Here is a 25,052-nt window from a genome sequence, read left to right as displayed (position 1 = left end):
CGACGGCTCAACGCGCGTCACTCGGCGCGCACGTCCTGGGAGAGTCCGGCGGCCGTGAACGCGTCCGTGAGCGCCGTCACGGGGCGGGCGATGTCCAGGCCGCTGGCGAACGTCTCCAGCAGCTCCGCCAGCTCCGCCGGTCGGCCGGGCGCGTCGTCCACCGTGAAGAAGCTGGCCACGGCCACCCGACCGCCCGGCCGCAGCACCCGCGCCGCCTCTGCCGCGAAGGCCCCGAGGTCCGGGAAGTGCTGAGCGGCCTCCACGCTGATGACGGCGTCGAACCTGCCGTCCGCGAGGGTCATGCGTTCGGCAGCCCCCTGGACGAACCGCAGCCGCCCCGGCTCCGACCGCAGCAGATCGGCCTGTGCCCCGCGGGCCCGCCGCAACTGCTCCGGGTGGATGTCCAAGCCGGTGACCGTGGCCGGGCCGTACTCCCGCAGCGCCAGCGCACACCCCATGCCGAGCCCGCAACCAACCTCCAGCAGCTTCCCCTTCTCTTCCAACCCGACGGCATCCAGCACGTGCCGGTAGAGATCCTCCTGACTGCGCACCCGCTCCACCTGGCCGAGTGCGCCGTCCAGGTCAATGGCCTGCCAGTAGCCGAAGTTGATGAACCCACCGGCGAAGATGGGCGCTCCACTCAAATCCGCCGGCCCGTACGTCTCCCGCACCGCCGGGCGCATCGCCGTTTCGTCTGTCACCATGTCGCACCTCCACGGTGACAACGCCAACTTGGCCGTCCGGGTGACGGTTTCAGCGCAGACGGCCGACCACAGTGCTCAAGTCGGGTGCCAGCTGCAGCTCGGTGGCCCGCAGCGCGGGGTGCTCCAACCAGTGCAGGCGGGCGGTGTCCGGCCGGCCCTCGTGCAGCGGGGGCCAGGTGGAGGAGGGCGTGAAGTCGTCGACCACCACCGTGCCGCCTTCCGCAAGCAGACGGGTCGGGTCGGCGGGCGCATCCCCCTTCCCCTGCCCGCCGCCATCCAGCACCAGCAGATCGAACCGGCCCCTTCGGTACAGCTCGGTCCAGTCGCCACACACCACCGTGACCTGTGCCACCCCGGCGAACACCTCGGCCGCAACCGCGGCCCGCTCCTCGTCCCGCTCCACACTGACCAGCCGCACCCCAGCCCTCGCCCCGCTCGCCAACCACGCCAGCCCCACGCCGCACCCGGTCCCCGTCTCGCCGATCAGCCCAGCCGCGCCCTGCGCCAGCGTCTGCAACAGGCGCCCCTGCTCCGGCCGGCACGAGTGCCCGAACCCGGCGCCCTCAGCGGCCCGGAGCGCCCGCGTGACCAGCGGCGGCAGGTCAACGAAGCTGCGGTGGAGGGCGGTTCCTTGCACGGACAACGGGACCTCGCAGTGTGTCGGACTGTCGGACCACCTCCGATCCTCCCAGCGGCCGGCCCCGCGCAACAGGCGGCCGGCTACGACGGTCTGACGGCGCACCTTGTCGGTCCACGAAGTGGGCTGGGCCCTCACACCGCCGGCTCGACCCCGAGTTCGTCGAGCAGCCCGCGCACCAACTGCTCGATCCGGTCGCGGATCGGGCGTACCGCGGCGACGCCCTGGCCCGCCGGGTCTGCCAACTGCCAGTCCAGGTACCGCTTTCCGGGCAGGTACGGGCAGGCATCGCCGCAGCCCATGGTGATCACCACGTCGGACGCCTGGACGGCCCCGGCAGTGAGCACCTTCGGCACCTCGGCGGAGATGTCGATCCCGACCTCCGCCAGGGCCTCGACCACGGCGGGATTGACGGTGGCGGCCGGGGCGGAGCCGGCCGAGCGGACCTCGACCCGGCCGGCGGCGAGGTGGGTGAGGAAGGTGGCCGCCATCTGCGAGCGGCCGGCGTTGTGCACGCAGACGAACAGGACGGATGGGGTGGCGGGAGCGCTCATGAGGGGTCTCTTTCCAGGCAGGGCGTTCAGTGGCCGGCGGCGACGGGAGCGGGGGCGACCTGTGTGACGGCCTCTGCGCCGGGGGCGGGCCGGCCGAACAGCGCACTCACCAGACCGACACCGACCACCAACCCCACCAGCTGCGCGCCGACGAACGGCAGCACCGACCCGGGCGCGATCCCGGCGAACGTGTCCGTCACCGCGCGGCCGACCGTCACCGCTGGATTGGCGAAGGAGGTGCTGGAGGTGAACCAGTACGCCGCGCCGATGTAGCAGGCGACCGCGAGCGGTGCGCCATTTGCGCGACCGACCCTGGGCAGGCCGAGGACCAGCAGGATCAGCCCGGCGGTCGCCACCACCTCACCCAGCCACAGGTGCGGCGCCCAGCGCTCGTGGCTGGACCAGCGCACCAGCGGCTCGGCGAACATCGCGTTCGCCAGCACCGCTCCGCCGACCGCCCCGGCGATCTGGGCGGGTATGTACGCCGCGACCTCGCGTAGCTCCAGCCGCTCGCCCTGGCCGCGGCGCCCGTCCCACCACGCGGCCAGCGTCACCGCCGGGTTGAAGTGCGCTCCGCAGACCGGACCGAGCAGCACGATCAGTACTGCGAGGCCGAACACGGTGGCCAGGGAGTCGGCCAGCAGCTGCACTCCGACGTCCGGGGACAGCTCGGTGGCCTGGATGCCGGAACCGACCACGACGGCGACCAGCACAGCCGTCCCGATGAACTCGCCCGCTGCCCTTCGAGGCAGGCCGGTCACCGTGCGGCCGCCCGTGCCCGCGGCTCACCCGGCGCCTGGAGCAGTGCGGAGAGTGACGCGAGTGCGCCGGGCAGCACCCAGTAGTACACCCAGGTCCCGCGTCGCTCGGAGCCGACCAGCCCGGCTTCGCGCAGCACCTTCAGGTGGTGGGAGATGGTCGGCTGGGACACGTCGAACGGACCGGTCAGGTCGCAGACGCACGCTTCGCCGCCCTCGTACGAGGCGATCAGCGACAGCAGCCGCAGCCGCACCGGGTCCGAGAGCGCCTTGAACATCCGCGCCAGCTCAGCGGCGTCCGTCTCGCCCAGCGGTTCGCGCACCAGCGGCGAGCAGCACACCGCCGCCTCGTCCTGGTCGAGCACCACCAGCTCTGATTTCGACATGCGTCTATGTTGACGTTCATCGATTCAGGGCGCAAGCTCGCTGTATCGATAGTTGTCGAAATATGAGCCGAGCTGATCAGGAGGCTCCTCATGTCCCGCGTCCAACTCGCCCTGCGCGTCGCCGACCTCCAATCCTCGATCGCCTTCTACGCCAAGCTGTTCGGTGCCGAGCCCGCCAAGTGCCGCCCCGGCTACGCGAACTTCGCCATCGCCGAGCCGCCGCTCAGGCTCGTCCTCATCGAGGGCGAGCCCGACCAGGACACCCGCCTGGACCACCTCGGCGTTGAGGTCGAGCGCACCGAGCAGGTCATCGCCGCCACCGAGCGCCTGCGCCGGGCGGGGCTCACCGCCGTCGAGGAGAAGGACGCCCGGTGCTGCTACGCGCTCCAGGACAAGACCTGGGTGACCGGCCCCGGCAAGGAGCCCTGGGAGGTCTATGTCGTCAAGGCCGACGCCGACACCTTCGGCAAGAGCGCCGACGCCGCGCCGCAGGACTGCTGCACCTGACCGACGGGGTCTTCCGCTGTTCGGTTGTCGCTGAAATCATCCCTACCGACAGGTAACTGCCCGTCCCACAGCGACCGATGACCCCGCAGTCGACCCCACCCCTGGAGGACTCGTGTCCCCGCTCTCCCGCCGCGCCCTGCTCGGCTCCGCCGTCGCGTCCGGCGCCGGCGCCGCCCTCGGCCTGGGCGCCCTGCCCGTGACCGTGCAGCAGGCGTTGGCCGCGCCGACCGTGCCCGGCACGTTGGACGACATCGAGCACGTCGTGGTGCTGATGCAGGAGAACCGCTCATTCGACCACTACTTCGGCACCTTGAACGGGGTTCGCGGGTACGGCGACACCTCGCGGGTGCGGTTCCCGAACGGCTCCGACGTGCTGCGGCAGCGGATGCTGGGCACGGTCGGCGGGACCAGCCTGCTGCCCTGGCACCTCGACACCTCGACCAGCGACGCGCAGCGGATCTTCGACCTGGACCATTCCTGGAACGGCACCCACAGTGCCTGGGCCAACGGGCAGTGGAACAACTGGATTCCCACCAAGACCTGGTGGACCATGGGCTACTACCGCCGCCAGGACATCCCGTTCCAGTACGCACTGGCGGACGCCTTCACCCTCTGCGACCAGTACTTCTGCTCCACCATGGCGTCCACCGACCCCAACCGGCTCTACCTCTGGTCGGGCACGGTCGACCCCTCCGGCAAGAACGGCGGTCCGGTCACCGACAACAGCAAGAGCGGCTTCACCTGGACCGCTTACCCTGAGCGCCTGGAGGCGGCGGGCATCTCCTGGAAGGTCTACCAGCAACAGGACAACTTCGACGACAACGCGCTGGCCTGGTTCAAGGCCTTCCGGGAGGCCAAGCCCGGCTCTCCGCTCCACGACAAGGGCATGGCCCGGCGCGGCGCCGACGACTTCGCCAACGATGTGGCCAACGGCACGCTGCCCGCCGTGAGTTGGGTAGTCGCCCCGACCGACCAGTCGGAGCACCCCAACCACCCGCCGGCCCAGGGCGCGGACTTCACCTCCTCGGTCGTACTGCAGGCGTTGGCCGCCCACCCGGAGGTCTGGGCGAAGACCGTGGTCCTCCTCAACTACGACGAGAACGACGGGTTCTTCGACCACGTGGTGCCGCCGGTCGCGCCGGACGGTACGCCGGACGAGTTCATCAACGGTGCGCCGATCGGGCTCGGCCCCCGGGTGCCGATGATCGTCATCTCACCGTGGAGCCGGGGCGGCAAGGTCAACTCCGAGGTGTTCGACCACACGTCGGTGCTGCGGTTCCTGGAGAACTGGACCGGCGTCAAGGAGACCAACATATCCGCCTGGCGCCGCACGGTCTGCGGTGACCTGATGTCCGCCTTCGACTTCAGCACCTGCAACCGCACCTTCCCCGCACTGCCGGACACCAAGAAACTGCTGGCCGATCTCGCCGAGCAGGACGAGAAGTTGCTGCCGCCGATCTTCCCGCCGCTCGTGCAGCAGGAGCCGCAGATCGAACCGGGGGACCGGCCGTCGCTGCCGATCGGCTACCGGTTCGGCTCCTCCTCCCGGACCGACACCGCCACCGGCCAACTCTGGATCACGGTCGACAACCTGGGCACGTTGGGGGCGGGCCTGTCGATGTACACGGTGAACCACCGCCAGTTCGGTGCCTGGCGCTACACCGTACCGGCCGGTGGCAGCGTCTGCGACTTCTTCAGCGCGCTCGGCGTCAGCGGCGGCCCGTACGACATCGACGCACACGGCCCGGACGGCTTCCTGCGCGGCTACAAGGGCGACGTGCGCACCTGGAGCGACGCGTCGAAGGGACATCCGGAGGTGTCCGCAGTGGAGTCGCCGACCGGAGTGCGCATCACCTTGAGCAACCAGGGCGGCCAGCCGGTGGACTTCACCATCGGCGCCAACTCGGCCTCCGGTGCGTCCGGTTCGGCCACGCAGACGGTGAGCGTGGCGCCCGGCGGCAGCACGGAGCGCCTGCTCGCTCCGACTGCCGCCGGCCGCTACGACTACACGGTCACCGCGAACACCGGGGACGGCTTCGAGCGCCGGTTCGCCGGGCGGGTGCAGCCGGAGCGGTAGTCAGTGCTGACGGATCGGCAGATTGGCGTGGCGGCGCGCGGTTTCACCGATCCCCGCCGCCACGTCTCGATCGGCGTCCCCGTGGGCGATGCCCTCCAGCAGGGTGTCACGCAGCAGACTGCCCAGCGGGAGCGGAACGTTGGCCTCGGCAGCCGTCTCCAGTGCCAGGTTGACGTCCTTGAGGCCCAACGTCAGCTTGAACGCCGCCGGTTCGTAGCGGCCGGTCGCGATCATCGAACCGTATCCCGAGTAGACCGGTCCGGGGAAGATGCTGCTGGTGAGCACCTCCAGCAGGTCCGCCGGGGCTAGACCGCTGGCCTCGGCCAGCGCGGCGGCCTCGGCGAACGCCTCCACCGCCGAGAAGAGCATGAAGTTGGCGCTCACCTTGGCGACATTGGCCAGCTGCGGTTGCTCGCCCAGCCGGTGGGTGAGGCGGCCCATCGCCTCGAACAGCGGAGTCGCCCGGTCGAGCAGTGCCTCCGGGCCCGCTGCGAGGATGGTGAGGTTGCCGGCGGCCGCAGCCTCGGGGCGGCCCAGCACCGGCGCGGCGACGTAACCGATGCCGTGCCGGTCGTGGAGCCGGGCCGCCCGCCTGGCCAGCGCGGGGGAGACGGTGGCCATGTTGACGTGCAGCTGGGTGGTGGCCGCGGCAAGCACGTCCTCGTCCAGGAGCAGCGACTCCACTGCCGCGTCATTGGCGAGCATCGAGACGACCACGTCGCAGCGCAGCACCTCGGCGATCCCGTCGGCCGGCAGGGCGCCCTGCTTGGCCAGCTCGGCCACCGGTTCCGGCGAGCGGTTCCAGACGTGCACCTGATGGCCGGCGGCGACCAACTGGGCCGCCATCGCGCTTCCCATCGCGCCCAGTCCGATGAATCCGACGTGCATGGTTGGCTCCCTGCTCGGTGATGGACCTTTGCTTCGGCTGCTGCCGGCCTCGTGCCGACCCGTGCCGGCCCCGTGCCGACCCGTGCCGGCCTGTGTTGCTGACCCAGAGCCGATCGGGGGCCGATCGGGGCCGGTCTGCTCCTACGTCTGCTCGTTGAACTGCTTTCGCTCTGCCGCGTTCAGGTGGGGCTCATCTGCTGCTGATCCTAGGCAGCGCTCGGCGTTGGGCCAGGAAGGCTCACGCTAATTGTGCAAGCCTGATACATGCAAAGGCGTGTTACCTCCTACTGGCGTATTCTGGACATCTGGAGTAGGGAGTCGGGACACCGGGAATATGGACGACTCCCGGCCGGGACGACATGTGAGGAGCCAGTGGGATGACTGCCACCGATCCGGCGCTGACCTCCCTCGCTCAGGGGTGGTTCGCGCTCTCCCGGCTGCACGACCGGATCGAGTCCCGGTTGGAGCAGGCCCTGCAGACCGGACATGACCTCAGCGTGCGGGAGTACTCGCTGCTGGCCGTGCTCAGCCGGCAGCACCGCGGTGTCGGTGGCCACCTGCGGATGGCCCAGGTGGCCGACGCCGTGGTGCTCAGCCAGAGCGCGACCACCCGGCTGGTCTCCCGCCTGGAGGACCGCGCGCTACTCACCCGCTACCTGTGCGACACCGACCGTCGCGGCATCTACACCGATGTGACCCCGGCCGGTCTGGAGCTCCTGGAGACCGCCCGTCCGACCCACGACAGCGCCCTGCGCGATGCCCTCCAGGAAGCCGCCAAGGACCCTGAACTCGCCGACTTGGCCCGGGTGGTGGCGGACCCGCAGGCCGCACCGGCCATCCCGTTGTGAGCTCCGCCGCGGCGGTAACCCGAGTGGTGACCTCCGCCGCGGCGGTAACCCGAGTGGTGAGCTCCGCCGCGGCGGTAACCCGAGTGGTGACCTCCGCCGCGGCGGCCAACTCAGTGGTGACCTCGGTTGCGGCTACTGCGGCCGGCCGGACACCACGACCACCTCCAGGCGGCGCGGCCCGTGCACCCCCTCCACGCGTTCCAGTTCGATGTCACTGGTCGCCGACGGCCCCGAGATCCAGGTCTGCGGACGGGTCGGGTCCAGGCGGGGCAGGGCCTGCGGCAGGGAGGCGGCCACCTGATCGGCGCGGATCACGCAGATGTGGTGGTCCGGAACCAGGGTGAGCATCCGCCGACCCTGCGCCGGCCCGGCGTCCAGCACGATGGTGCCCGTCTCGGCGATCGCCAAGGCGCATCCGGTCAACGCGCTGTCCACACCGTTCAGTTGCTCGGCAGTCAGGTCAGGACTGTCGATCAGCCGCGTCATGTCGTGGGTTGCCGCCAGCCACTCTGGCGGGAGGTCGGCCGGCACGGCGACCGAGCGCGAACCATGCGCACGCAGTATCTCGGCCAGCAGTTCCGGAAGTCGGGCGCTCGTCGTCTGGTGCACCACGGCCCGGTAGTCGGCCAGGTTCTCCGCCAGCAGGGCGAGCAGCGCGGGGCCGGTCGCCTCGGTGTGGGCGGTGCGGTAGGCACGGGTCGCCGGCGGGTCGGCGTCGGGTGGGCCGGGCGGCACGTCGGCCAGCGCGGCGCGGACCTTGGCGAGGATGCGGTCACGGGCACTGGTCATCGGGCCGCGTCGTCCTTTCCGGTGTGGCCGTGGTTCCGGTCGTCTCGTCTGTTCCACCAGTCGCGGAACGGGCGTTCGGGCAGCACGGGCAGGTCGCGGCTGTCGCTCCAGGCCTTGGCCGGGCCAGGCAGTGGCAGCCGGCGCGGCTGCAGGCCGCGGGCCTTGCCGGCGGTGCGCAGGGCGGCGGAGTACACGGCCGGGTGGTCCAGCAGCCAGCCGGCCGACTTCATCGCGGCGCGTTCCAACCGGTGCCCCGGAGCCTGCTCGACCACCCGCTCGCGCAGCTGGACCAGCACCTCCGGAATGTCGATGGCCACCGGGCAGACCTCGTAGCAGGCACCGCACAGCGACGAGGCGTACGGCAGCGAGGCGTCCACCTCGTTCTGCAGGCCGCGCAGTTGCGGGGTGAGGATGGCGCCGATCGGCCCCGGGTAGGGGGAACCGTAAGCGTGGCCGCCGGCCCGCTCGTACACCGGGCAGACGTTCAGGCAGGCCGAGCAGCGGATGCACCGCAGCGCCTGGCGGCCCACCTGGTCGGCCAGGGTGTCGCTGCGCCCGTTGTCGAGCAGCACCAGATGGAAGTTTGACGGACCGTCACTAGGCGTGGTCCCGGTCCACAGCGAGGTGTACGGGTTCATCCGCTCGGCGGTGGAGGAGCGGGGCAGCAGTTGGAGGAACACCTCCAAGTCCTGCCAGCTGGGCACCAGTTTCTCGATGCCGACCACCGAGATCAGGGTCTCCGGCAGGGTCAGGCACATCCGGCCGTTGCCCTCGGACTCGACCACCACCAGGGTGCCGGTCTCCGCCACGATGAAGTTGGCGCCCGACACCGCCACCTTGGCACGCAGGAACTTCTCCCGCAGGTGCAGCCTGGCCGCCTCGGCGAGCTCGGCCGGGTTGTCGGTCAGTCCCTCGGGCGCGGGGCGACCCCAACGTGCCATCGAACCACGGAAGATGTCGCGGATCTCGCCTCGGTTGCGGTGGATCGCCGGGACCAGGATGTGGGACGGCAGGTCGTCGGCGAGCTGCACGATCAGCTCGGCGAGGTCGGTCTCGTAGGCCGTGATTCCCTCGGCCGCCAGAGCCTCGTTGAGCCCGATCTCCTGGGTGGCCATCGACTTGACCTTGACCACCTCGCTCTCGCCGGTGGCCCGGACCAGATCGGCGACGATCCGGTTCGCCTCGGCGGCATCGGCGGCCCAGTGCACCGTGCCGCCCGCCGCGGTGACCGCCTGCTCGGCCTGGAGCAGGTAATGGTCCAGGTGGCGCAGCGTGCGGTCCTTGATCTCCCGGCCGGACTGGCGCAGTTCGGCCCAGTCGTCGAGTTCGGCCACCGCACGGGCCCGCTTGTCGCGGATGGTGTGGGTGGCGCGGGTGAGGTTGGCGCGCAGCCGGGCGTTCCGCGTGGAGACAGCGGCCGCCTTGGGGAACGGCGGCATGCCGAGGAAGGTGCGGCTCATGCGGGCATCACCGTTTCGGTCCGCTCGTGCTCGGTGGCGGCCAGGATCTCGGCGATGTGCAGCGGGCGCACCGGTCGGTCCTGCCGACGCAGCAGTCCGCCCAGGTGCATCAGGCAGGAGTTGTCGGCGCCGCAGAGCACCTCGGCGCCGGTCGACAGGGCGTTGCGGATCTTGTCGAGGCCCATGGCGGTGGAGACGGCCGGGTTCTTCACGGCGAAGGTGCCACCGAAGCCGCAGCACTCCTCGGCGCCCGGCAGTTCGATGAGCGTCAGCCCGCGCACCGCGCGAAGCAGCCGCAGCGGACGGTCCCCGAGCCCGAGCAGCCGCAGCCCGTGGCAGGACGGGTGGTACGTGACGGTGTGCGGGAAGTAGGCGCCGACATCGGTGACGCCGAGCACGTCGACCAGGAACTCGGTGAGTTCGACCGTGCGGGGGGCCAACTCCTCGGCGGCCCGGCCGAGCTCGGTGCCGCTCGCCTCGGCGCGGGCCCTGGCACCGAGCCGCGGGTAGTTGTCGCGCACCATCGCGGCGCACGACCCGGACGGGGTGACCACGTATTCGTAGCCCGCGAAAACCTCGGCCATCCGGCGTGCCAGTGGCTCCGTCTCGCGCCGGTAGCCGGTGTTGTACTGCGGCTGTCCGCAGCAGGTCTGCCCGGCGGGGAAGTCGACGTCCACGCCGAGCCGTTCCAAAAGGGTGACGACGGCGCGGCCGGTGTCCGGATAGAGGGCGTCGTTGACGCAGGTGAGGAAGAGTGCGACACGCATGGAGGTCCTCGTGCGGTCTCGGGTGGTCAGTGACTCGTAAGCACCGGGTCGGCAGCTGGCACCGGGGTGGAACCGGGCCGGCACCGGGGCAGGCGTCGGGTCATCCATTCTTCATCGGGTCATCCGTTCTTTGGTCAGACCATATACCCGAGAATGGGTAGCGCGGCAGGTGCGGGGCACGGGTGGCGCTAGGAGTCGGCGTCCGTCGGTAGCGCCGGCAGTGCGACTTCATGGTGGAACCGGCGGATGTGCGACTCCACCAGGTCGCCGGCCTCCTGCGCGTCACCGTCGGCGATGGCCTGGTAGATCGCGTGGTGCTCGGCACGCAGGTCGGCGGCGACCGCCGACCAGTCGTCGAGGCGGCGGAAGGTCGCGAGCAGCGGATGCCGGACGGCGTTGCGCACCGCCACGGTCAGGTCCGCCATCAGCCGGTTGCCGCCCGCCTCGGCGATGGTGACGTGGAAGGCAGTGTCATGCTCGTTGAACTCCTCGCGGGACAACGCCGGGTCGTCCATCAGCGCGAGCAACTCGCGGAGCCGGCCGAGTTGTTGCTCGCTGGCCTGGCCGGCGGCGGATCGGGCGCTGGCCCGCTCCAGGGCGGCCCGGGTGTCGACCACGTCGGGCAGCGGGAAGTTGGCGAGCGCGATGTGGAACCGCAGCAACTGGGTCAGGCCGGCGCTCGGCAGGGCGGTGATCACGTTGCCGGAGTCGCGCCCGGTGCCGACCTTGGCCCGCACCACGCCCTGCGCCTCCAGCACGCGCAGCGCCTCGCGGATCGCGGCCCGGCTGACCCCGAGCAGCTCCACCAGCTCGCGTTCCGGCGGCAACCGGTCGCCGACCCGCAGCTTCCCGGCCAGGATCTGCTCTTCGATCCGGTCCAGGACCAGCTCGAAGGTGCGCGAGCGGGGTACCGGTTCCCACCCAGTCGGCTCCGCCATGAGGCCCTTCCGCTCCGCTCCATTCACGCCCGGGGAACCGCGGGTGAGCGGCCTGCCCGTGGTCCGATCATAGGTCACACCAATGTGCTCCTGACCGGACCGGGAACCGGTGGGGCGTCCGCCCGCGGGGCCGCCTGGTGTGCGTGGTGGACACGGTTAGGCGGGCGGGCGCGGTCGCGTGTGGGGCGGCCCCGCCGTCGCGGGTGGGCGGGATCGGTCACCGTGGGACGACTCCCTGGCGTGGGACCGGTTGCCGTGCGGCGACTCGGTGGTGGGCGGGCGAGCTCGGTCACCAGGGGGCGACTCGCTCGCGCGTGGGCGAGCTCGGTCACGCCAAGGTGGACGGCTTGCGGGCGAGGAGGAAGGCCTGCGGGACGGATTCCACTCCGTCGGCGACGGCGCCGCGGACCAGGTGGGTGTGGACCGGGAGACCAGCGGCGGCCAGTGCGTCGCTCACGGTTTCCGGGGTGCGGCGGAAGAACTCCAGAGAGACCTGATGCCCGAGCAGTTCTTCGCGGCGATGCGGCTGGTCTCCGACCTGGAACGCCACCAGTGCCGCACCGCCGGGAACCAGGATGCGGTGGAACTCGGCCAGTGCCAGCGGGAGTTGGTCCGGGGGCAAGTGAATGATGGAGTACCAGGAGAGGATGCCGGTGACGCTGTCGTCCGGGAGGTCCAGCGCGGTGATCGAGCCCACCTCGAAGCGGAGACCGGGATGGGTCGTGCGGGCGATCTCGATCATTTGAGGGGAGAGGTCGATCCCGAAGGGCTGCTCCAGGCCCAACTCGAGCAGCATCGCGGTCAATCGGCCGGGACCGCAGCCCAGGTCGGCCACCGGGCCCCGACCGCGTTCGCGGACGAGCTCCGCGAACGCGGCCAGCATCGCGTGGTCCAGGGGCTTGATGTCCGGGCGGCCGCGGAAACGCTCGCTGTAGGTGGCCGCGATGGCGTCGTAGGAAGTGCGGGTGTCACACAAGAAGTCGGGGTCGGTCACGCCGTGGCCTCCGGCGCGGCTGCCGTTGCCCGGGTGGCAGCCGATGCTGCGGGGGCGGGGGCGGGGGCGGGGGCGGTGGCCGGGGTGAGTGCTGAGGTCGGGGTGGGGGCCGGTGCCGGAGCGTTCGCGGGAAGGACGGCGAGCGCGTCGACCTCGACCAGGAACTCCGGCCGGATCAGCCCGGCCACCACCACGGCGCTGCTGGCGGGCGGGTTCACGGTGTCGATCACGGCATCGCGGGCGGCGCGGAGTGCGGGGAGGTAGGCGACATCGGTGGTGAAGAAGGTCAGCTTGATCACGTCGGCGAAGTCGGCGCCGGCGGCGGCGAGGGCCCGGCGGATGTTCTCGAAAACCTGGCGGGCCTGGGCGTCGGGGTCACCCGGGCCGACCAGGGTGCCATGCTCGTCCAACGCGAGCTGGCCGGAGACCGCGACGACGCGGCCGGTGCCCCAGGACACGTGGCTGTAGCCGTTGCCGGGGGCGAGTCCGGCGGGGGCCACCAGGTGCCCGCTCGGCGACGCGGGCGTCTCGGGCGCGGTGGGAGTCTCGAAGCTGTCGGACAAGATGATCCCCTGTTCAGTAATGTCCATGGAGCCAGTCGTTCATGACTGGCGATCAACACAAGATCACACGCTAGGGGAGTGGGGGCGGGCGTGCCCATCCTGAACGTTAATAATGTCCAGCATTAACGCCCGTTGGGGGGTGGCGGGCGATGGTGCTGGGCGCTTTAATGCTGGCCATTATTAACGTCGCTGGCTACGGGTCGGGTGCGCGCTGTCGGCGGCGGCGAGCCCGGTCGCGGTGCTCCGGGGTGGGGTGGCTCAGTGTCCTGGACGGTGATGGCGCGGTCCCGGTCCAAGAAGCTGTGGCGGTCATGACGGCACCGGGTGCCTTCAAGCGACGGCGCTAATAATGCCCATTATTAGCGTCCTCGCCTGAGCGCCGCATCGGCGGTGGCCGGCTCGTTTAGGGCGCCAGCCCGGCATCACCTGTTCACTGAATGGCGTCCGCCCAGAAGCAACAGGGCGCTGAGCCTCCTCGACAGTAATAATGCCCAGCATTACCATCCTCGCCATGGCACGAACCACCGGACGAAGCGATACCCGCGAGAAACTGCTGCACGCAGCCGAGCAACTCTTCGCCACCCAGGGCGTGGACGGCGCCCAAACTCGGGACATCGTCCGATTGGCGGGGCAGGCCAATCCCTCGGCCGTGCAGTACCACTTCGGTTCCCGGGCAGGGCTGCTCGATGAAATCATGAAGGCCCGTCAGGACCGCACGGAAGGCGCGCTGGCACCGCGGTTGCCCGAGCTGCCCGGCCTCGACCTGCCCGAGCTGGTCCGCGCCCTGATCGAAGCCGAGGCGACCGAGCTGCGCACCGCCCACGGTCGCCACGCGCTGCGGATCTCCGCTCAACTCGCGCACCGGGGCGGTGCCTCATCCGAGTTCCCTGACGGGTCCTCGGCTCGCCAGGGCCAGCAGCGCTTCGTCGACCGTCTCACCGAGCGGCTGGCCGTGCCCCCGGGCGTCGCCGGCCTGCCCGAGCCGGTCCGCCGCCAGCGGCTCGACCTGGCGCTCACCCTGATCCGCACCGCCCTAGCGGACCGGGCACGTCAGTACACCGATGGCGAACAGCCGCTCACCGACGAAGCGTTCTTCCTCGCCGACCTGGCAAGCATGGCAGCCGCCCTGCTCCAGGCACCTCTGCCGGCGCCCTGACCGCGCTCCCCGGGCCGGCCCGCCGGCCCACTGCGGTCGCACCCCGGGCGGGCCACGTTCGCGGCCGGCCCTGGTGGCGAGGGCGAGCACGCAGGGTGCCCGCCGGCGCCGCGCGCCGCCGGCGCCCGGCCGAGCCCAGGCGTCCGAGTCCGCTCCGCTGTGTCGGCCTTGTGCGGCCGGGGCGAACCGGCCCCGTTGGGCCCCCGCGTGGGTGGTTGGCCCCGTGTGCAGCGTTGAGCCGGCGCCGCGCGCCGCTGCCCGAGGTGGACGGGTTCCCGCCGGGTGGGCCTTGTGCGCGGCGGCCCCGGATGGACCCCCTTTTGCTGATCAGGCAGATGGACGCGGCTCGATGCCGCCATGAACGCGATCGCGCCGGTACTTCCCGATCTTGTGGCCCGCCTCCGCCCGTCACCTGCCGCCTGCCGGCCGTCTCCTCCCGCCGCTTGCCCCGCTTGCCGCCCGCCGGCCGTCGCCTACCGCCTACCGCCTGCCGGCCGTCGCCTGCCGCCTGTCGGCCGTCTCCATCCGCCGCCTGCTGCCCGTCGCCCGTCGCCCGTCACCTGCCGCCCGCCGCCTGCTGCCCGCCGGCTGTCGCCTGCCTCCTGCCGCCCGCCGCTTGCCGTCCGTTACCCGCCGCCCGCCGCCCGCCGCCTGCCCCGCCGCTTCCCGTCCGCCGTCCGTCGCCCGCAGTGCAGCAGGTCGCCGGGCGCGAGGCGTGCTGCCTTGTCCGGCTGCTTCCTCCGCTCCCCCCAAAGGAGCCGCAACCCGCAACACCCACGCGAGGCGAATAACCCGAGAGTTGTCGGTCCACCGTGCGAGGGTGGGAGAACAGGGCTGTGGAGCCGCCAGAATCCTTGTTCCCAGGAGGGCCGATGTCGAGGTTTGCCCCACCCGCGCCGGATGAGCGCTCCGCGTTGCTCGGGTTTCTCCAACAGCAGCGCGCGGCGCTGCGGTTCGCCGTGTTCGGGCTCACCGATGAGCAGGCCTGGTCGGTGCCGAGCACCAGCGAGCTGTCGCTCGCCGGGCTGCTCAAGCACGCCGCCGTCACCGAGCGGCGCTGGGTGCTCGCCGCCTTGGCCGGGCGGGAGCTGCCCGGCCTGTGGCCGATCACTGACCCGGGTGCCGAGTTCCAGCGGGCTGAGGGGGACACCGTCGACGCCCTGCTGGCGAACTGGGAGAAGGCCGCCGCCGAAACGGAGGAGGTGGTGGCGGCCCTGCCCTCGCTGGATGTGCCGTGTGCCAACGCGCAGGCCGCCCAGTGGTCGGCGCGGTGGGTGTTGCTGCACCTGATCGAGGAGACTGCCCGGCACGCCGGTCATGCCGACGTGATCCGCCAGTCGATCGACGGCGCCCACTCATGGGAGCTGATGGCCAAGGCGGAGGGTGACGGCTAGCAGGGGGTGTGAAAGGGCGCGAAGCTCGAACAATGGTGCGCGGCGATGCAAGTGCGCAGACCAGAATGGTGCAACGATCCCCGCGAGCGTGGGGGCGCAGGGACGCGAGGCCCGAAGAAGCAAGGACCAGAAGGACCAGAAGGCGCGAGGGCAGTACGACCTACTCGTAGCGGTACCGCAGCGCGTCCCGCTCGTCCTGCTGGATCATCTCCATCGTCAGCCCGCCCATCGAGGTGGACAGGTGGGAGAGGGTGACCTCGGCGGTGCTGGGGACGGCGTCCTTGGGGAGCCACTTCTCGGGCTGCCAGAGGGAGCCGCGCAGCACCGACTTGGGGCAGTGCCCGTAGACCTCCTCGACGCGGACCACGATGGCACTGCGCGGTGGCTTGCCGACGGCGGTGAGCTGGGCAAGCAGCTGCGGGTCGGTGGAGATGCACGCCCGCCCGTTGACGCGCAGGATGTTCGTGCGGCCGGGGAACAGGAAGAGCAGTCCGGCCTGGCCGGTGGCCACGATGTTCTGCAGGGTGTCCAGCCGCTTGTTGCCGGTGGCGTCGGGTATCGCGAGGGTGTGTTCGTCGAGGACGGAGACGAATCCGGCCGGCCCGCCGCGCGGTGACACGTCGCAGCTGCCGTCCGCGCCGGTGCTGGCCACCAGGACGAAGGACGAGCTGGCGATCAAGCGCTTGGTCACCTCATGGATGCGGTCCACCTGCTTGTGCTGGGCCGCCTCGCCCGGCATCTCGTAGACCTCGCGCAGGGTGGCGGCGTCGGTGACGGCGCCGGCCCGCAGCGCATCGAACAGGCTGACGGGCTGTGGGCCTTCGGCCGGTGAACTGCCGTACCGCGGAGCGTCGGCCGTTGAGCTGATCATCGAGCTGTTCCTGGTCATGTGGCGCAATCTAGCGGACCGGCTCACACGGCTGGAGATAACGTTGGTCACATGACGCCTGGTGAGCTGCCCGTCGCCGTTTCCGAGCTCAGGGCTGCCCTCGGTCCGACGGGCGTGCTGGCGCCGGGCGATCCGGCGGCCGGCTTCGTCCGGGACGAGCGCGGCCTGCTGCCGGCCCGGCCGGCTGCGGTGCTGCGGCCGCGCAGCACCGCCGAGGTGGCCGCGGCGATCACGATCTGCGCACGGCACCGGGTCCCCGTGGTGCCGTTCGCGGGCGGCACGGGACTGGTCGGCGGCGCGATCCCGCTCGGCGAGGAGAGCCAACTGGTCCTGAGTGTAAGGGGCTTGGACCGGATCCGTAACGTCGACCCGGCCGACTTCGCACTCACCGCCGAAAGTGGCTGCGTGTTGGCGGACGTTCAGCGGGCTGCGGAGGACGTCGGCTTGCTCTTTCCGCTGCGGCTGGCATCCGAGGGCAGTGCCCGGCTCGGCGGTGCGATCGGCACCAACGCAGGCGGCAGCAATGTGCTGCGGTACGGAATGCTCCGCGACCTGGTGCTCGGCCTGGAGGCGGTGCTTCCGGACGGCCGGATCTGGCACGGCCTGCGCAGCCTGCGCAAGGACAACAGCGGGTATGACCTCAAGCAACTGCTGATCGGCTCCGAGGGCACCCTGGGCGTGGTCACCGCCGCCACCGTGCGCTTGGTGCCGCGCCCCCGGCATCAAGCGGTCGCACTGCTCGCCCTTCCCCAATCGACCGTTCTCACAGCGCTGTTCGCACTGGCCCGCGAGTGCTTCGAGGACCGGCTCACCGCCCTGGAGCTGATCGGTCGGACCGGGATGGACCTGCTGATCACCCAACTGCCCGACATGAAGGACCCGTTCGCCCGGCCGCACCCGTGGTACCTGCTCGTCGAGGCCACGACCACCAGGGACGGCGCCGGGCTGGCCGCCCAGTTGGAGTCCTTCCTTGCGGAGGCCATCCGCCTGGAGCTGGCCGCCGATGCCGTGCCGGCGCTGGACCGCCCGCAGGCGAGGGCGTTGTGGGGGTTGCGCGAGGCGCTGCCGGAGGCGGAGAAGAGGGCCGGCGGCGCGGTCAAGCATGACGTCAGCGTGCCGCTCGGTGCGATCGCCGCCTTCATTGCGGACGTCGAACGGGAGTTGGCAGCGGCCTTCCCAGGCGTCCGGGTCAACGCCTTCGGACATGTGGGCGACGGCAACGTCCACGTCAATGTGCTGACCGGGTTCGAACGTGCCCATACCGTATCAGCGTTGGTGTTCCGGGTGGTCGCCGGGTACGGCGGCTCGATCAGCGCGGAGCACGGCATCGGCGTCCTCAAGCGCGACTCCCTGACGGTGACCCGGGAGCCGCTCGAACTGGAACTGCTGCGCACCGTGAAGACCGCCCTTGACCCCCTGGGCATCATGAACCCCGGCAAGCTCCTTGCCGTCAGTGCCAGCAGTGCGGAGTAGCGTCGAGTAGTGCCGAGTAGCGCTGAGTAGCGCCGAGTAGTGCCGAGTGGCGCTGGGCGACGCCCCGGGGCCGCGCCGCCTGCACCGCGCCGGTGGGCGGCCCCGAAGCGATGCGTCAACTGATCGCGAAGTCGTCGCCGTAGACGTCGCCTTGGCTGTACCAGCCGTGCACGTACACGGTTACGACGCCGGAGGCGTCGGTGGTGAACGGGACGGCCAGCTTGGTCCAGCCGCTGCCGGAGGCCCAGTTGGACCCGCTGGCGCCGCCGCTGACCCCGATATAGGCGTAGTTGCCCTGCACCCAACCAGTCAGCGTGTAGGCGTGGTTGGGCTGCAAGGCCAGGGTCTGGTCGCACTCGCCGGTCTGGCTCGCGGTGGGCGTGAGCCGCAGGGCGTGGCTGCCGGAGTGCACCGGGCTGTTGACCACCGCGCCGCCGCCCTGGCAGGTCCACGGACTGAGGCTGCCGGTCTCGAAGCCGCCGTTCACCAGGGCCCCGCCACCGCCACCGCTGCTGGTGACGGTGAGCGTGTACGTGCTGCTGTGGCTGCCGGAGGCGGCGGTGCCGGTGATGCTGAGCGGGTAACTACCGGGCGCCGCACCGGAATCGACGGACAAGCTGAGCGTGGCGGTGCCGCCTGCGGTGACGCTGTTGGGGCTGATCGCGGCGGTGACGCCGGCGGGCGCGCCGGAGACGGAGAGGGCGATGCTCTGCGCCGAGCCGGAGGTGACCGACGTGCTCACCGTGGCCGTGGTGCTGGAGCCCGCCTGGACGGAGCCGGACGCCGGCGAGTCGCTGAGCGCGAAGTCGTTGCCCGTGCTGCCACCGGAGGAGGTGAAGGGCTCCAGGGCGTGGCTGAAGTCCCAGGTGTTCTGGGCTATTCCGGAGCAGGTGTCGGAGCCGGCGGTGCCCACCGCACAGCTGCCGTTGTCACGCTGCAACGCCCAGAAGGCAAGCGTGTTGACGCCCTTCGAGGTGGCCCAGGCCTGCACGTTCCGCGCGTCGGCGACGGTGGTGGTCTCGGCGGCGCCGTAGTCGTCCACGCCCGGCATCAGGGTGATGCCGATCGAATCCCACAGCTGCGCGGCCGACTTGCCCGGATAGAGCTGGGCCAGCTGGTTGTAGAGGCCGCCGGCCGCGTGCTCCGCGTCGGTGGCCATCTGGTGGGTGGCGCCGTCGTAGTAGTCGAAGGTCATGATGTTGACGACGTCGATGCGGGCGTTGTTGCCGACCGCATTCTTCAGCACGCTGAGGCCGCTGTCGGCCAGGCCGCCGGTGGTGGTCGGCAAGGTGTAGGAGAACTGGACGTTGCGTCCGTTCGCCGCCGCCCAGTCCTCGACCAGCTTGACCGCCTTGTTGCGGCGGTCGATCCCGGCGGTGTTGGTCAGCGAGTTGTCCTCGGTGTCCAGGTCGATCCGGCTGACGTTGTAGGTGGTGATCACCGACTCGTAGGCGGCCGCGATCTGGTTGACGTCGGTGCAGCTGTCGGCGATCTCGGTGCCGCCGTTGTCGGCTGCGTAGCCGCCGAAGGACGGGATCACATTGCCGCCGGACGCCTGGAGCCCGGCGATGTCGCTGCCGAACGAGGACGCGGCGATCGGGGTCGAGGTGTCGCCGTCCCAGTAGACGGAGCAGGAGCCCTTGGTGGCGGCCTGGACGAAGGCCATGCTCAGGTACTTGTTGCCGGACTGGCCGGCCTGGCCGGAGAGGCTCCCGGGTGTGTAGGCCTCGTAGTAGGGGGCGAAGACATGCGCGGGCAGCGGGGTGCCGGTGGTGACGGCGGTGGGGGTGCCGGTGGGGCTGGCGGTGGCAATGGGGACGGCGGGAGCGGTGGTTGGGGCGGTGGCGGCCGTGGCGGCCTGGGCGGCGGCGGGGGCGCCGACCAGCAGGCCGGCCGACGCCGCCAGCGCGGCTCCGACGGTCAGCGCCGCCTGGAACGGTCTCTGAAGTGGCATCAGTGCTCCAGCTTGTGGGGGGAGGGAGAAGTGGCGCACGTATTGGGCACCGCGCACGGGGACGACCGGCGCCGAAACGTCGGTCGGGCGGTGCGCGGCAGGGCCGGTCAGGGAGCGGGTCCAATCGTTGGACTAGACCAGTTATCTGTCAAGAGTCCTAACAGTTCCGACCTTGCCGGGCGATCCGACGAACGCGTGCGGAACGCCGGGCGGAGCGGGTTGGCGCTGGCACGGAATTCGGTGGCACTGGCGGGCGGAACGTGCCGGTGCAAGCACGGAGCGCAGGCGGAAGCGTGGCCGGACCGTGCTGGCGCAAGTACGGAACGTAGGCGAATCGCTGCCTGGCTGGTGAGCATGCCCACAGGCGTTCCAGGCCTACGACGACGGGTCGTAGGCAGCTGCGCCACGGCTGAGCGGCCGGATAGGCAGGCCGCAGCGTTCCTCCTACCGGCCGTCGTAAGAGCGCTCCTTGCTGCCCGGCGGCGGGCCACGTTAAACCTGGACGAGTCGCCAAGCGCGCCGCCCGCACCGGGCTGAACGGTTCAGCCCCATCAGGTGCCGAGTTTTCAGAGGTGGAGCGCTCCGTTCGGACACTGACCGACTCCGGGGTGTCCCACGGTCACCGACGCGCCTTCGCAGCATGCGTGCGGCCTCGTGCCGCGATGCTGCCGTGCGCCCGGGACCACGCAACGCCGAAGAGGTACCAGAAGTATGCGCAGCGCCCTTATGACCACCGTGCGGCAGCGATCCTCCGTGGTTCTCGCCTCGGCCGGCCTGACCGCCGCCGTCGCCGCCTCCGCCGTGGCCTTCGCGCTCCCCTCCGACGCCGCCACCCCGGCGCCGTCCGCCACCCCGCACGCCACCGCCGACGTGCAGCACGGTCAGACCCTGGCCTTCTCCACCAAGGACCTGCCCGCCGGTGTGACTCCGGTGGCCGCCGCCGGTGACACCGGCAAGCTGCAGAACGCCCCCTACCTGCAGTCGCACGGTGCCCAGCACCACGACACCCTGACCACTGCGCCCTACCAGGCCCCGGCGAAGGCCCAGCCCGCCGCCCCGGCCGCCGCGCCGCAGCCGGCCCAGGAGCAGGCCCCGGCTCCGCAGCCGGCCGCCCCCGAGCAGCCCGCGCCCCAGCCGGCCCCGCAGCCCGCGCCGCAGCCCGCCCCCCAGCCGGCCCCGCAGCCTGCTCCCCAGCCGGCCCCGAAGCCCGCGCCCCAGCCCGCCCCGGTGGTCGCCACCGACACCAGCCCGAGCGGCCTGCGCGCGCTGGCCCAGACCATGGTCCCGGCCGACCAGTGGGCCTCCTTCAACCAGGTGGTCAGCCACGAGAGCAGCTGGAACTACCTGGCGGTCAACCCGTCCTCCGGCTCGTACGGCCTCGGCCAGGCGCTGCCCGCCACCAAGATGGCGTCCGCCGGTGCCGACTGGCGCACCAACCCGGTGACCCAGATCAAGTGGACCCTGAACTACATGAACGAGCGCTACGGCAGCCCGAACGGCGCCTGGACCTGGTGGCAGGCCCACCACTGGTACTAAGCCGACAGCCGGCAGCACGCACGGCACTGCCCCGGACGGAAGCCGGCGGATTCTCGCCAGCCCCTCCGCCCGGGGCAGTGCCGTGTCCGTGGGCGCCCGCCCAGGAAGCGTCTGCGGGCGTCAGCCCAGCCCGTTGCTCTTCACCCAGTCCTTGGCCACCGCCGACGGGTCGTCCTTGTCCACCGACACCCGCTTCATCAGGGCGGTGAGCCCGGCCGTGTCCAGCTTGGCCGAGACCGCGTTGAGCACCCCGGTCTCGGTGTCGTTCACCTTGCTCTTGTTGACCAGCGGGGTCACGTTCTGGGCGCCGAAGACGTTCTTCGGGTCGTCCAGCGAGACCAGCCCGAGCGAGACGATCCGCGGATCGGTGGTGAAGACGTCGCCGACCTGCAGCGTGCCGTCCTTGATCGCGTTGGCGGTGGTGTCCGCGGTCGGCTTCCACTCCTTGAAGTCCAGCCCGTAGACGTCCTTGAACTGCTGCTCACGCCGGGACTTGAACTCCGGCTGGCCGCCTATGGTGAACTGCCCGGCGAACGGGGCGAGATCGGCGATGCTCTTCAAGTCGTCCTTGTCGGCGATCGCCTTGCTGACCGTCAGCGAGTCCTTGTCCTCGGCGGGAGCGGAGTTGAGGATCTCCAGCGAACCCGGCAGTTCCTTGGCCAGTGCCGCGTTGACGTCGTCGCTGGTCGCGGCGGTCGACTTGGGGTCCAGATAGGCGAGCAGCGCGCCGTTGTACTCGGGCAGTATCGCCAGGCTCCCGTCCTTGATCTGGCCGTAGAGCACCTCGCGGCTGCCGATGTTGAACTTCTCGTCCACCTTGATGCCCTTGGCCTGCAAGGCCTGTGAGTAGATCGAGGCGAGCAGCACGTTCTCCGGGAAGTTGGCGGAGCCGATGGTCACTCTGCCGGAGCCACCGGAACCACCGGAACCTCCGAGCGGGTTGTTCGACGAACTGGAGCAGGCGGTCAGCGCCATGGCGGCGGCAGCGGCAACGGCGGCGACGGTGAGTGCGCGAGACATCGGAGGGAAGGTCCTTTCACCGAGCAACGAACGGGCGAACAAGCGAACGGGTGAACAAGCGAGCAGGCAACGAGCGAGCGAACGAACGAGCAGCAGGCAAGCCACAAGCGAGTAGACGAGTAGACGAGCGGGCGGACAAGCGAGCGGACGAGCGGACAAGCGAGCAGACGAACGGGTGACCTGACGAGCGGACGGGCGAACAGGCGGGCGAACGGGCAGAACGAGCAACGGTCAGTCGCGCGCCCGCCGCAGCCCGGCGGGCAGCGCGTAGCGGATCAGCAGCGCGAACAGCAACTGGGTGGCGACGGCCAGCAGCACCACCAGCAGCGCACCGCCGATGGTCTGCGCGAAGTCGCGGGTGGCCAGCCCGCCGACCACGTAGCTGCCCAGCCCGCCGAGCCCGACGTACGACGCGACGGTGGCGGTGGCGATCACCTGCACGGCGGCGGTGCGCAGGCCGGCCAACAGCGCGGGCAGCGCCCAGGGGATGCAGACCTGCCACAGCACCTGGCGGTGGGTCAGCCCGATGCCTCGCGCCGCGTCCCGCAGGTCGGGGTCGGTGGAGCGGACGCCCTCGCATGCCGCCACCAGCAGCACCGGAGCGGCCAGCGCCACCAGCGGCACCAGCACGGCGGTGTCACCGACCCCGGCGAGCAGCACCGCGAGGGTGACCAGGCCCAGGGTCGGCAGCGCCCGGGCGGCCCCGCTCAGCGCCGTCACCAGCCCGGCGGCCTTGCCGGTGTAGCCGAGCAGCAGGCCCAGCGGCACGGCCAGCAGCAGTGCCCAGCCCAGCGCCTCCCCGGAGAACAGCAGGTGCTCGCCGACCCGGTGGACGATGGAGTCGGGGCCGTGCCGCCGGTCCGGATCGCCGAAGAACTGGGAGAGCCAGGAGTAGAGGTTCACCGTCCCACCACCGATTCCCGCCGCGCCCATGGCGCGAGCAGTCGCCGGGCCAGCAGCAGCACCGCGTCGGTGACCAGTGCCAGCGCCGTGACCAGCACGATCCCGGCCACGATCGGGGTCGGGAAGGTGCGCTGGAAGCCGTCCATGAAGAGGTAGCCGAGCCCGCCGCGCCCGACCAGGGCGCCGACGCTGGCCAGCGAGATGCTGGAGACGGCCGCCACTCGCAGCCCGGCCACCAGGTACGGCACGGCCGTCGGCAGCTCCACCGCGGCCAGCCGCCGCCACGGCCCGTACCCGAGCGCGGTGGCCGCCTGGCGCACCGGCTCGGGTACCGAGCGCAGCCCGTCCACCGTGGTGGGCAGCAGCACCGCGAGCGCGTAGCAGGTCAGCGGGGTCATCACGGTCGCCTGGGTGGCCAGCCCGGTGTAGGGGATCAGCACCACGAAGACGGCCAGTGCGGGCAGTGCGTAGATCACGTTGAAGACCGCGGCCAGTGGTTGGTAGAGCCGTGGGAACCGGACGCAGAGCAGGCCGAGCGGCAGCGCCATCAGCAACCCGAACAGCACCGGGAGCAGCGAGATCACCGCATGGTCGAGCAGCAGGTCGCGCAGGTAGCCGAGGTGGGTGCCGATCCAGTGCCAGCGGACCAGTGGCTCATCGCCCATCGGCCACCCCCGTGGCCGTTATCCCGGCGGCGGTGTCCGGGCCGGCCGCGTCCAGGGCGTCCAGCACGGCGGCGCGCGGCGCCAGCCCGATCACCCGCCCTGCGTGGTCGACGGCGACGGCGACCCGGGCGGGGGAGAGCACGGCGCTGTCCAGCGCGGTGCGCAGGGTGTCCAGGCCGGGCCGGAAGACGGCGACCTGACGGATCGTTTCGGCCGACCGCTGCCAGCCGGTCGGCCGTCCCTCCTGGTCCACCGCCAGGGTCCAGCCGTCCAAGGGCGTGTTCGCCGCCAGCAGGACGATCCCCTCGGCCGGGCGCAGTGCCAGCCCGCGCAGCCCCCGGTCGCGGCCGAGGAAGGCCGCCACCTGCTCGTCGGCGGGTGCGGCGAGCAGCGTGGCCGGGTCGGCCACCTGGGCGATCCGGCCGTGCTCGCGCAGCACCACGATCTGGTCGCCGAGCCGCACCGCCTCCTCGATGTCGTGCGTCACGAAGAGCACCGTCTTGTTCAACTCGGCCTGGAGTCGCAGCAGCTCATCCTGCAGGCCGGAGCGCACCACCGGGTCGACGGCGCTGAACGGCTCGTCCATCAGCAGCAGCGGCGGGTCGGCGGCCAGGGCCCGGGCCACGCCGACCCGCTGCTGCTGGCCGCCGGAGAGTTGGAACGGGTAGCGGCGGGCGGTCTCCGGGGGCAGGCCGACCAGCTCCAGCAGTTCCGACGCCCGGGTCCGGGCCCGCTTGCGGTCCCAGCCCAGCAGGTAGGGAACGGTGGCGACGTTGTCGATCACCCGCCGGTGCGGGAACAGCCCGGCCTGCTGGATCACATAGCCGATGCCGCGGCGCAGCTTGGCCGCGTCCAATTGGGCGACGTCGGTCCCGTCCAGCAGCACCCGGCCCGCGGTCGGCTCCACCATCCGGTTGACCATCCGCAGGATGGTGGTCTTGCCGCAGCCGGACGGGCCCACCAGCACGGTGGTCCGGCCGGCGGGCACGGTGAGGTCGAGCCCCTCGACAGCGAGGGTGCCGTCCGGGTGGCGTTTGGCAGCGCCGTCGAATCTGATCACGTGACAGTTCCTGGCCGGGGTGCCGGGGGCACCGGTGTGCGTACTGCGTGCTGTTGCGCTGTCAGGGCGGACATCAGTGCTGCCTGCCCGTGTCAGCACCAAGGGAAACCCTCGACGGCGATCGGTGACGCA

Annotated in this window: 24 protein-coding genes and 1 pseudogene; 7 read left to right on the top strand and 18 right to left on the bottom strand. The window is 71.2% G+C overall.

What is annotated here, in order from left to right; genetic code table 11:
* Positions 1-17: 17 nt before the first annotated feature.
* The 5 genes from LN042_RS22400 to LN042_RS22380 all read right to left on the bottom strand — a co-directional run bounded on the left by LN042_RS22400 (position 18) and on the right by LN042_RS22380 (position 3,039).
* Complete coding sequence (locus LN042_RS22400; protein WP_230053090.1) at positions 18-704, bottom strand: class I SAM-dependent methyltransferase; 687 nt, start codon at positions 702-704, stop codon at positions 18-20.
* Positions 705-753: 49 nt separating this feature from the next.
* Positions 754-1,347: an O-methyltransferase gene (locus LN042_RS22395; RefSeq protein WP_230053089.1), complete on the bottom strand. Its 594-nt coding sequence runs from the start codon at positions 1,345-1,347 to the stop codon at positions 754-756.
* Between the two features lie 128 nt (positions 1,348-1,475).
* Positions 1,476-1,895, bottom strand: coding sequence for an arsenate reductase ArsC (locus tag LN042_RS22390; RefSeq protein ID WP_230053088.1), 420 nt, complete (start codon positions 1,893-1,895; stop codon positions 1,476-1,478).
* A gap of 26 nt (positions 1,896-1,921) precedes the next feature.
* Positions 1,922-2,656 (bottom strand): aquaporin, encoded by a 735-nt coding sequence (locus LN042_RS22385; RefSeq protein ID WP_230053087.1) that lies wholly within the window; start codon positions 2,654-2,656, stop codon positions 1,922-1,924.
* Positions 2,653-3,039, bottom strand: coding sequence for an ArsR/SmtB family transcription factor (locus LN042_RS22380; RefSeq protein WP_230053086.1), 387 nt, complete (start codon positions 3,037-3,039; stop codon positions 2,653-2,655). The genes LN042_RS22385 and LN042_RS22380 overlap by 4 nt, the downstream gene beginning before the upstream one ends.
* Before the next feature lie 90 nt (positions 3,040-3,129).
* On the opposite strand from LN042_RS22380, the gene LN042_RS22375 reads away from it, so the two are divergent.
* Both LN042_RS22375 and LN042_RS22370 read left to right on the top strand, forming a co-directional pair.
* Positions 3,130-3,546 carry an ArsI/CadI family heavy metal resistance metalloenzyme gene (locus LN042_RS22375; RefSeq protein ID WP_230053085.1) on the top strand — a complete coding sequence of 139 codons (417 nt, stop codon included), beginning with the start codon at positions 3,130-3,132 and terminating at the stop codon, positions 3,544-3,546.
* Positions 3,547-3,658: 112 nt separating this feature from the next.
* Positions 3,659-5,623 carry a phosphocholine-specific phospholipase C gene (locus LN042_RS22370; protein WP_230053084.1) on the top strand — a complete coding sequence of 655 codons (1,965 nt, stop codon included), beginning with the start codon at positions 3,659-3,661 and terminating at the stop codon, positions 5,621-5,623.
* On the opposite strand, the gene LN042_RS22365 is transcribed toward LN042_RS22370, so the two are convergent.
* A complete protein-coding gene (locus LN042_RS22365) occupies positions 5,624-6,511 on the bottom strand; it encodes an NAD(P)-dependent oxidoreductase (RefSeq protein ID WP_230053083.1) in 888 nt (295 codons plus the stop codon).
* A 377-nt stretch (positions 6,512-6,888) separates the two neighbouring features.
* Between LN042_RS22365 and LN042_RS22360 the strand changes: the two genes are divergently transcribed.
* Positions 6,889-7,359 (top strand): MarR family winged helix-turn-helix transcriptional regulator, encoded by a 471-nt coding sequence (locus LN042_RS22360; protein ID WP_230053082.1) that lies wholly within the window; start codon positions 6,889-6,891, stop codon positions 7,357-7,359.
* A 132-nt stretch (positions 7,360-7,491) separates the two neighbouring features.
* Here LN042_RS22360 and LN042_RS22355 read toward each other — a convergent pair whose 3' ends face one another.
* From LN042_RS22355 to LN042_RS22330, 6 genes and pseudogenes are all read right to left on the bottom strand, one after another.
* A complete protein-coding gene (locus LN042_RS22355) occupies positions 7,492-8,148 on the bottom strand; it encodes a LutC/YkgG family protein (RefSeq protein WP_230053081.1) in 657 nt (218 codons plus the stop codon).
* Entirely contained in the window at positions 8,145-9,608 is a 1,464-nt protein-coding gene (locus tag LN042_RS22350) for a lactate utilization protein B (RefSeq protein WP_230053080.1), read from the bottom strand. Before LN042_RS22350 ends, LN042_RS22355 begins: the two co-directional genes overlap by 4 nt.
* Positions 9,605-10,375: a (Fe-S)-binding protein gene (locus tag LN042_RS22345; protein WP_230053079.1), complete on the bottom strand. Its 771-nt coding sequence runs from the start codon at positions 10,373-10,375 to the stop codon at positions 9,605-9,607. The genes LN042_RS22350 and LN042_RS22345 overlap by 4 nt, the downstream gene beginning before the upstream one ends.
* Positions 10,376-10,563: 188 nt before the next feature.
* Positions 10,564-11,313, bottom strand: coding sequence for a FadR/GntR family transcriptional regulator (locus LN042_RS22340; protein WP_230053078.1), 750 nt, complete (start codon positions 11,311-11,313; stop codon positions 10,564-10,566).
* 328 nt (positions 11,314-11,641) lie between these two features.
* Entirely contained in the window at positions 11,642-12,307 is a 666-nt protein-coding gene (locus LN042_RS22335) for a class I SAM-dependent methyltransferase (RefSeq protein ID WP_230053077.1), read from the bottom strand.
* Between the two features lie 128 nt (positions 12,308-12,435).
* Positions 12,436-12,810 (bottom strand): annotated as a pseudogene (locus LN042_RS22330) (RidA family protein); the annotation flags it as partial.
* A 571-nt stretch (positions 12,811-13,381) separates the two neighbouring features.
* On the opposite strand from LN042_RS22330, the gene LN042_RS22325 reads away from it, so the two are divergent.
* Positions 13,382-14,026, top strand: coding sequence for a TetR/AcrR family transcriptional regulator (locus tag LN042_RS22325; protein WP_230053076.1), 645 nt, complete (start codon positions 13,382-13,384; stop codon positions 14,024-14,026).
* A gap of 872 nt (positions 14,027-14,898) precedes the next feature.
* Positions 14,899-15,420, top strand: a complete 522-nt coding sequence (locus LN042_RS22320; RefSeq protein WP_230053075.1) for a DinB family protein — start codon at positions 14,899-14,901, stop codon at positions 15,418-15,420.
* 160 nt (positions 15,421-15,580) lie between these two features.
* Here the strand turns inward: LN042_RS22320 and LN042_RS22315 are convergent, their stop codons facing one another.
* Positions 15,581-16,309 carry an MSMEG_1061 family FMN-dependent PPOX-type flavoprotein gene (locus LN042_RS22315; protein ID WP_230053074.1) on the bottom strand — a complete coding sequence of 243 codons (729 nt, stop codon included), beginning with the start codon at positions 16,307-16,309 and terminating at the stop codon, positions 15,581-15,583.
* 51 nt (positions 16,310-16,360) lie between these two features.
* Here LN042_RS22315 and LN042_RS22310 point away from each other — a divergent pair, with 51 nt between their 5' ends.
* Positions 16,361-17,782 carry an FAD-binding oxidoreductase gene (locus tag LN042_RS22310; protein ID WP_230053073.1) on the top strand — a complete coding sequence of 474 codons (1,422 nt, stop codon included), beginning with the start codon at positions 16,361-16,363 and terminating at the stop codon, positions 17,780-17,782.
* 115 nt (positions 17,783-17,897) lie between these two features.
* Here LN042_RS22310 and LN042_RS22305 read toward each other — a convergent pair whose 3' ends face one another.
* A complete protein-coding gene (locus LN042_RS22305) occupies positions 17,898-19,736 on the bottom strand; it encodes a carbohydrate binding domain-containing protein (RefSeq protein WP_230053072.1) in 1,839 nt (612 codons plus the stop codon).
* 711 nt (positions 19,737-20,447) lie between these two features.
* Here LN042_RS22305 and LN042_RS22300 point away from each other — a divergent pair.
* Positions 20,448-21,272 (top strand): aggregation-promoting factor C-terminal-like domain-containing protein, encoded by an 825-nt coding sequence (locus tag LN042_RS22300; RefSeq protein ID WP_230053071.1) that lies wholly within the window; start codon positions 20,448-20,450, stop codon positions 21,270-21,272.
* A 120-nt stretch (positions 21,273-21,392) separates the two neighbouring features.
* Here the strand turns inward: LN042_RS22300 and LN042_RS22295 are convergent, their stop codons facing one another.
* The 4 genes from LN042_RS22295 to LN042_RS22280 form a co-directional block, all read right to left on the bottom strand.
* Entirely contained in the window at positions 21,393-22,292 is a 900-nt protein-coding gene (locus LN042_RS22295) for an ABC transporter substrate-binding protein (RefSeq protein WP_230053070.1), read from the bottom strand.
* A 231-nt stretch (positions 22,293-22,523) separates the two neighbouring features.
* A complete protein-coding gene (locus tag LN042_RS22290) occupies positions 22,524-23,195 on the bottom strand; it encodes an ABC transporter permease (RefSeq protein ID WP_230053069.1) in 672 nt (223 codons plus the stop codon).
* Entirely contained in the window at positions 23,192-23,860 is a 669-nt protein-coding gene (locus LN042_RS22285) for an ABC transporter permease (RefSeq protein WP_230053068.1), read from the bottom strand. The genes LN042_RS22290 and LN042_RS22285 overlap by 4 nt, the downstream gene beginning before the upstream one ends.
* Positions 23,850-24,920: an ABC transporter ATP-binding protein gene (locus LN042_RS22280; RefSeq protein WP_230053067.1), complete on the bottom strand. Its 1,071-nt coding sequence runs from the start codon at positions 24,918-24,920 to the stop codon at positions 23,850-23,852. The genes LN042_RS22285 and LN042_RS22280 overlap by 11 nt, the downstream gene beginning before the upstream one ends.
* Between the last annotated feature and the right edge of the window lie 132 nt (positions 24,921-25,052).

The sequence above is a fragment of the Kitasatospora humi genome, from assembly GCF_020907985.1.
GTDB lineage: Bacteria > Actinomycetota > Actinomycetes > Streptomycetales > Streptomycetaceae > Kitasatospora > Kitasatospora humi.
Note: the sequence above shows the minus strand (reverse complement) of the source record. Positions and strands in the feature narration are given on the sequence as shown.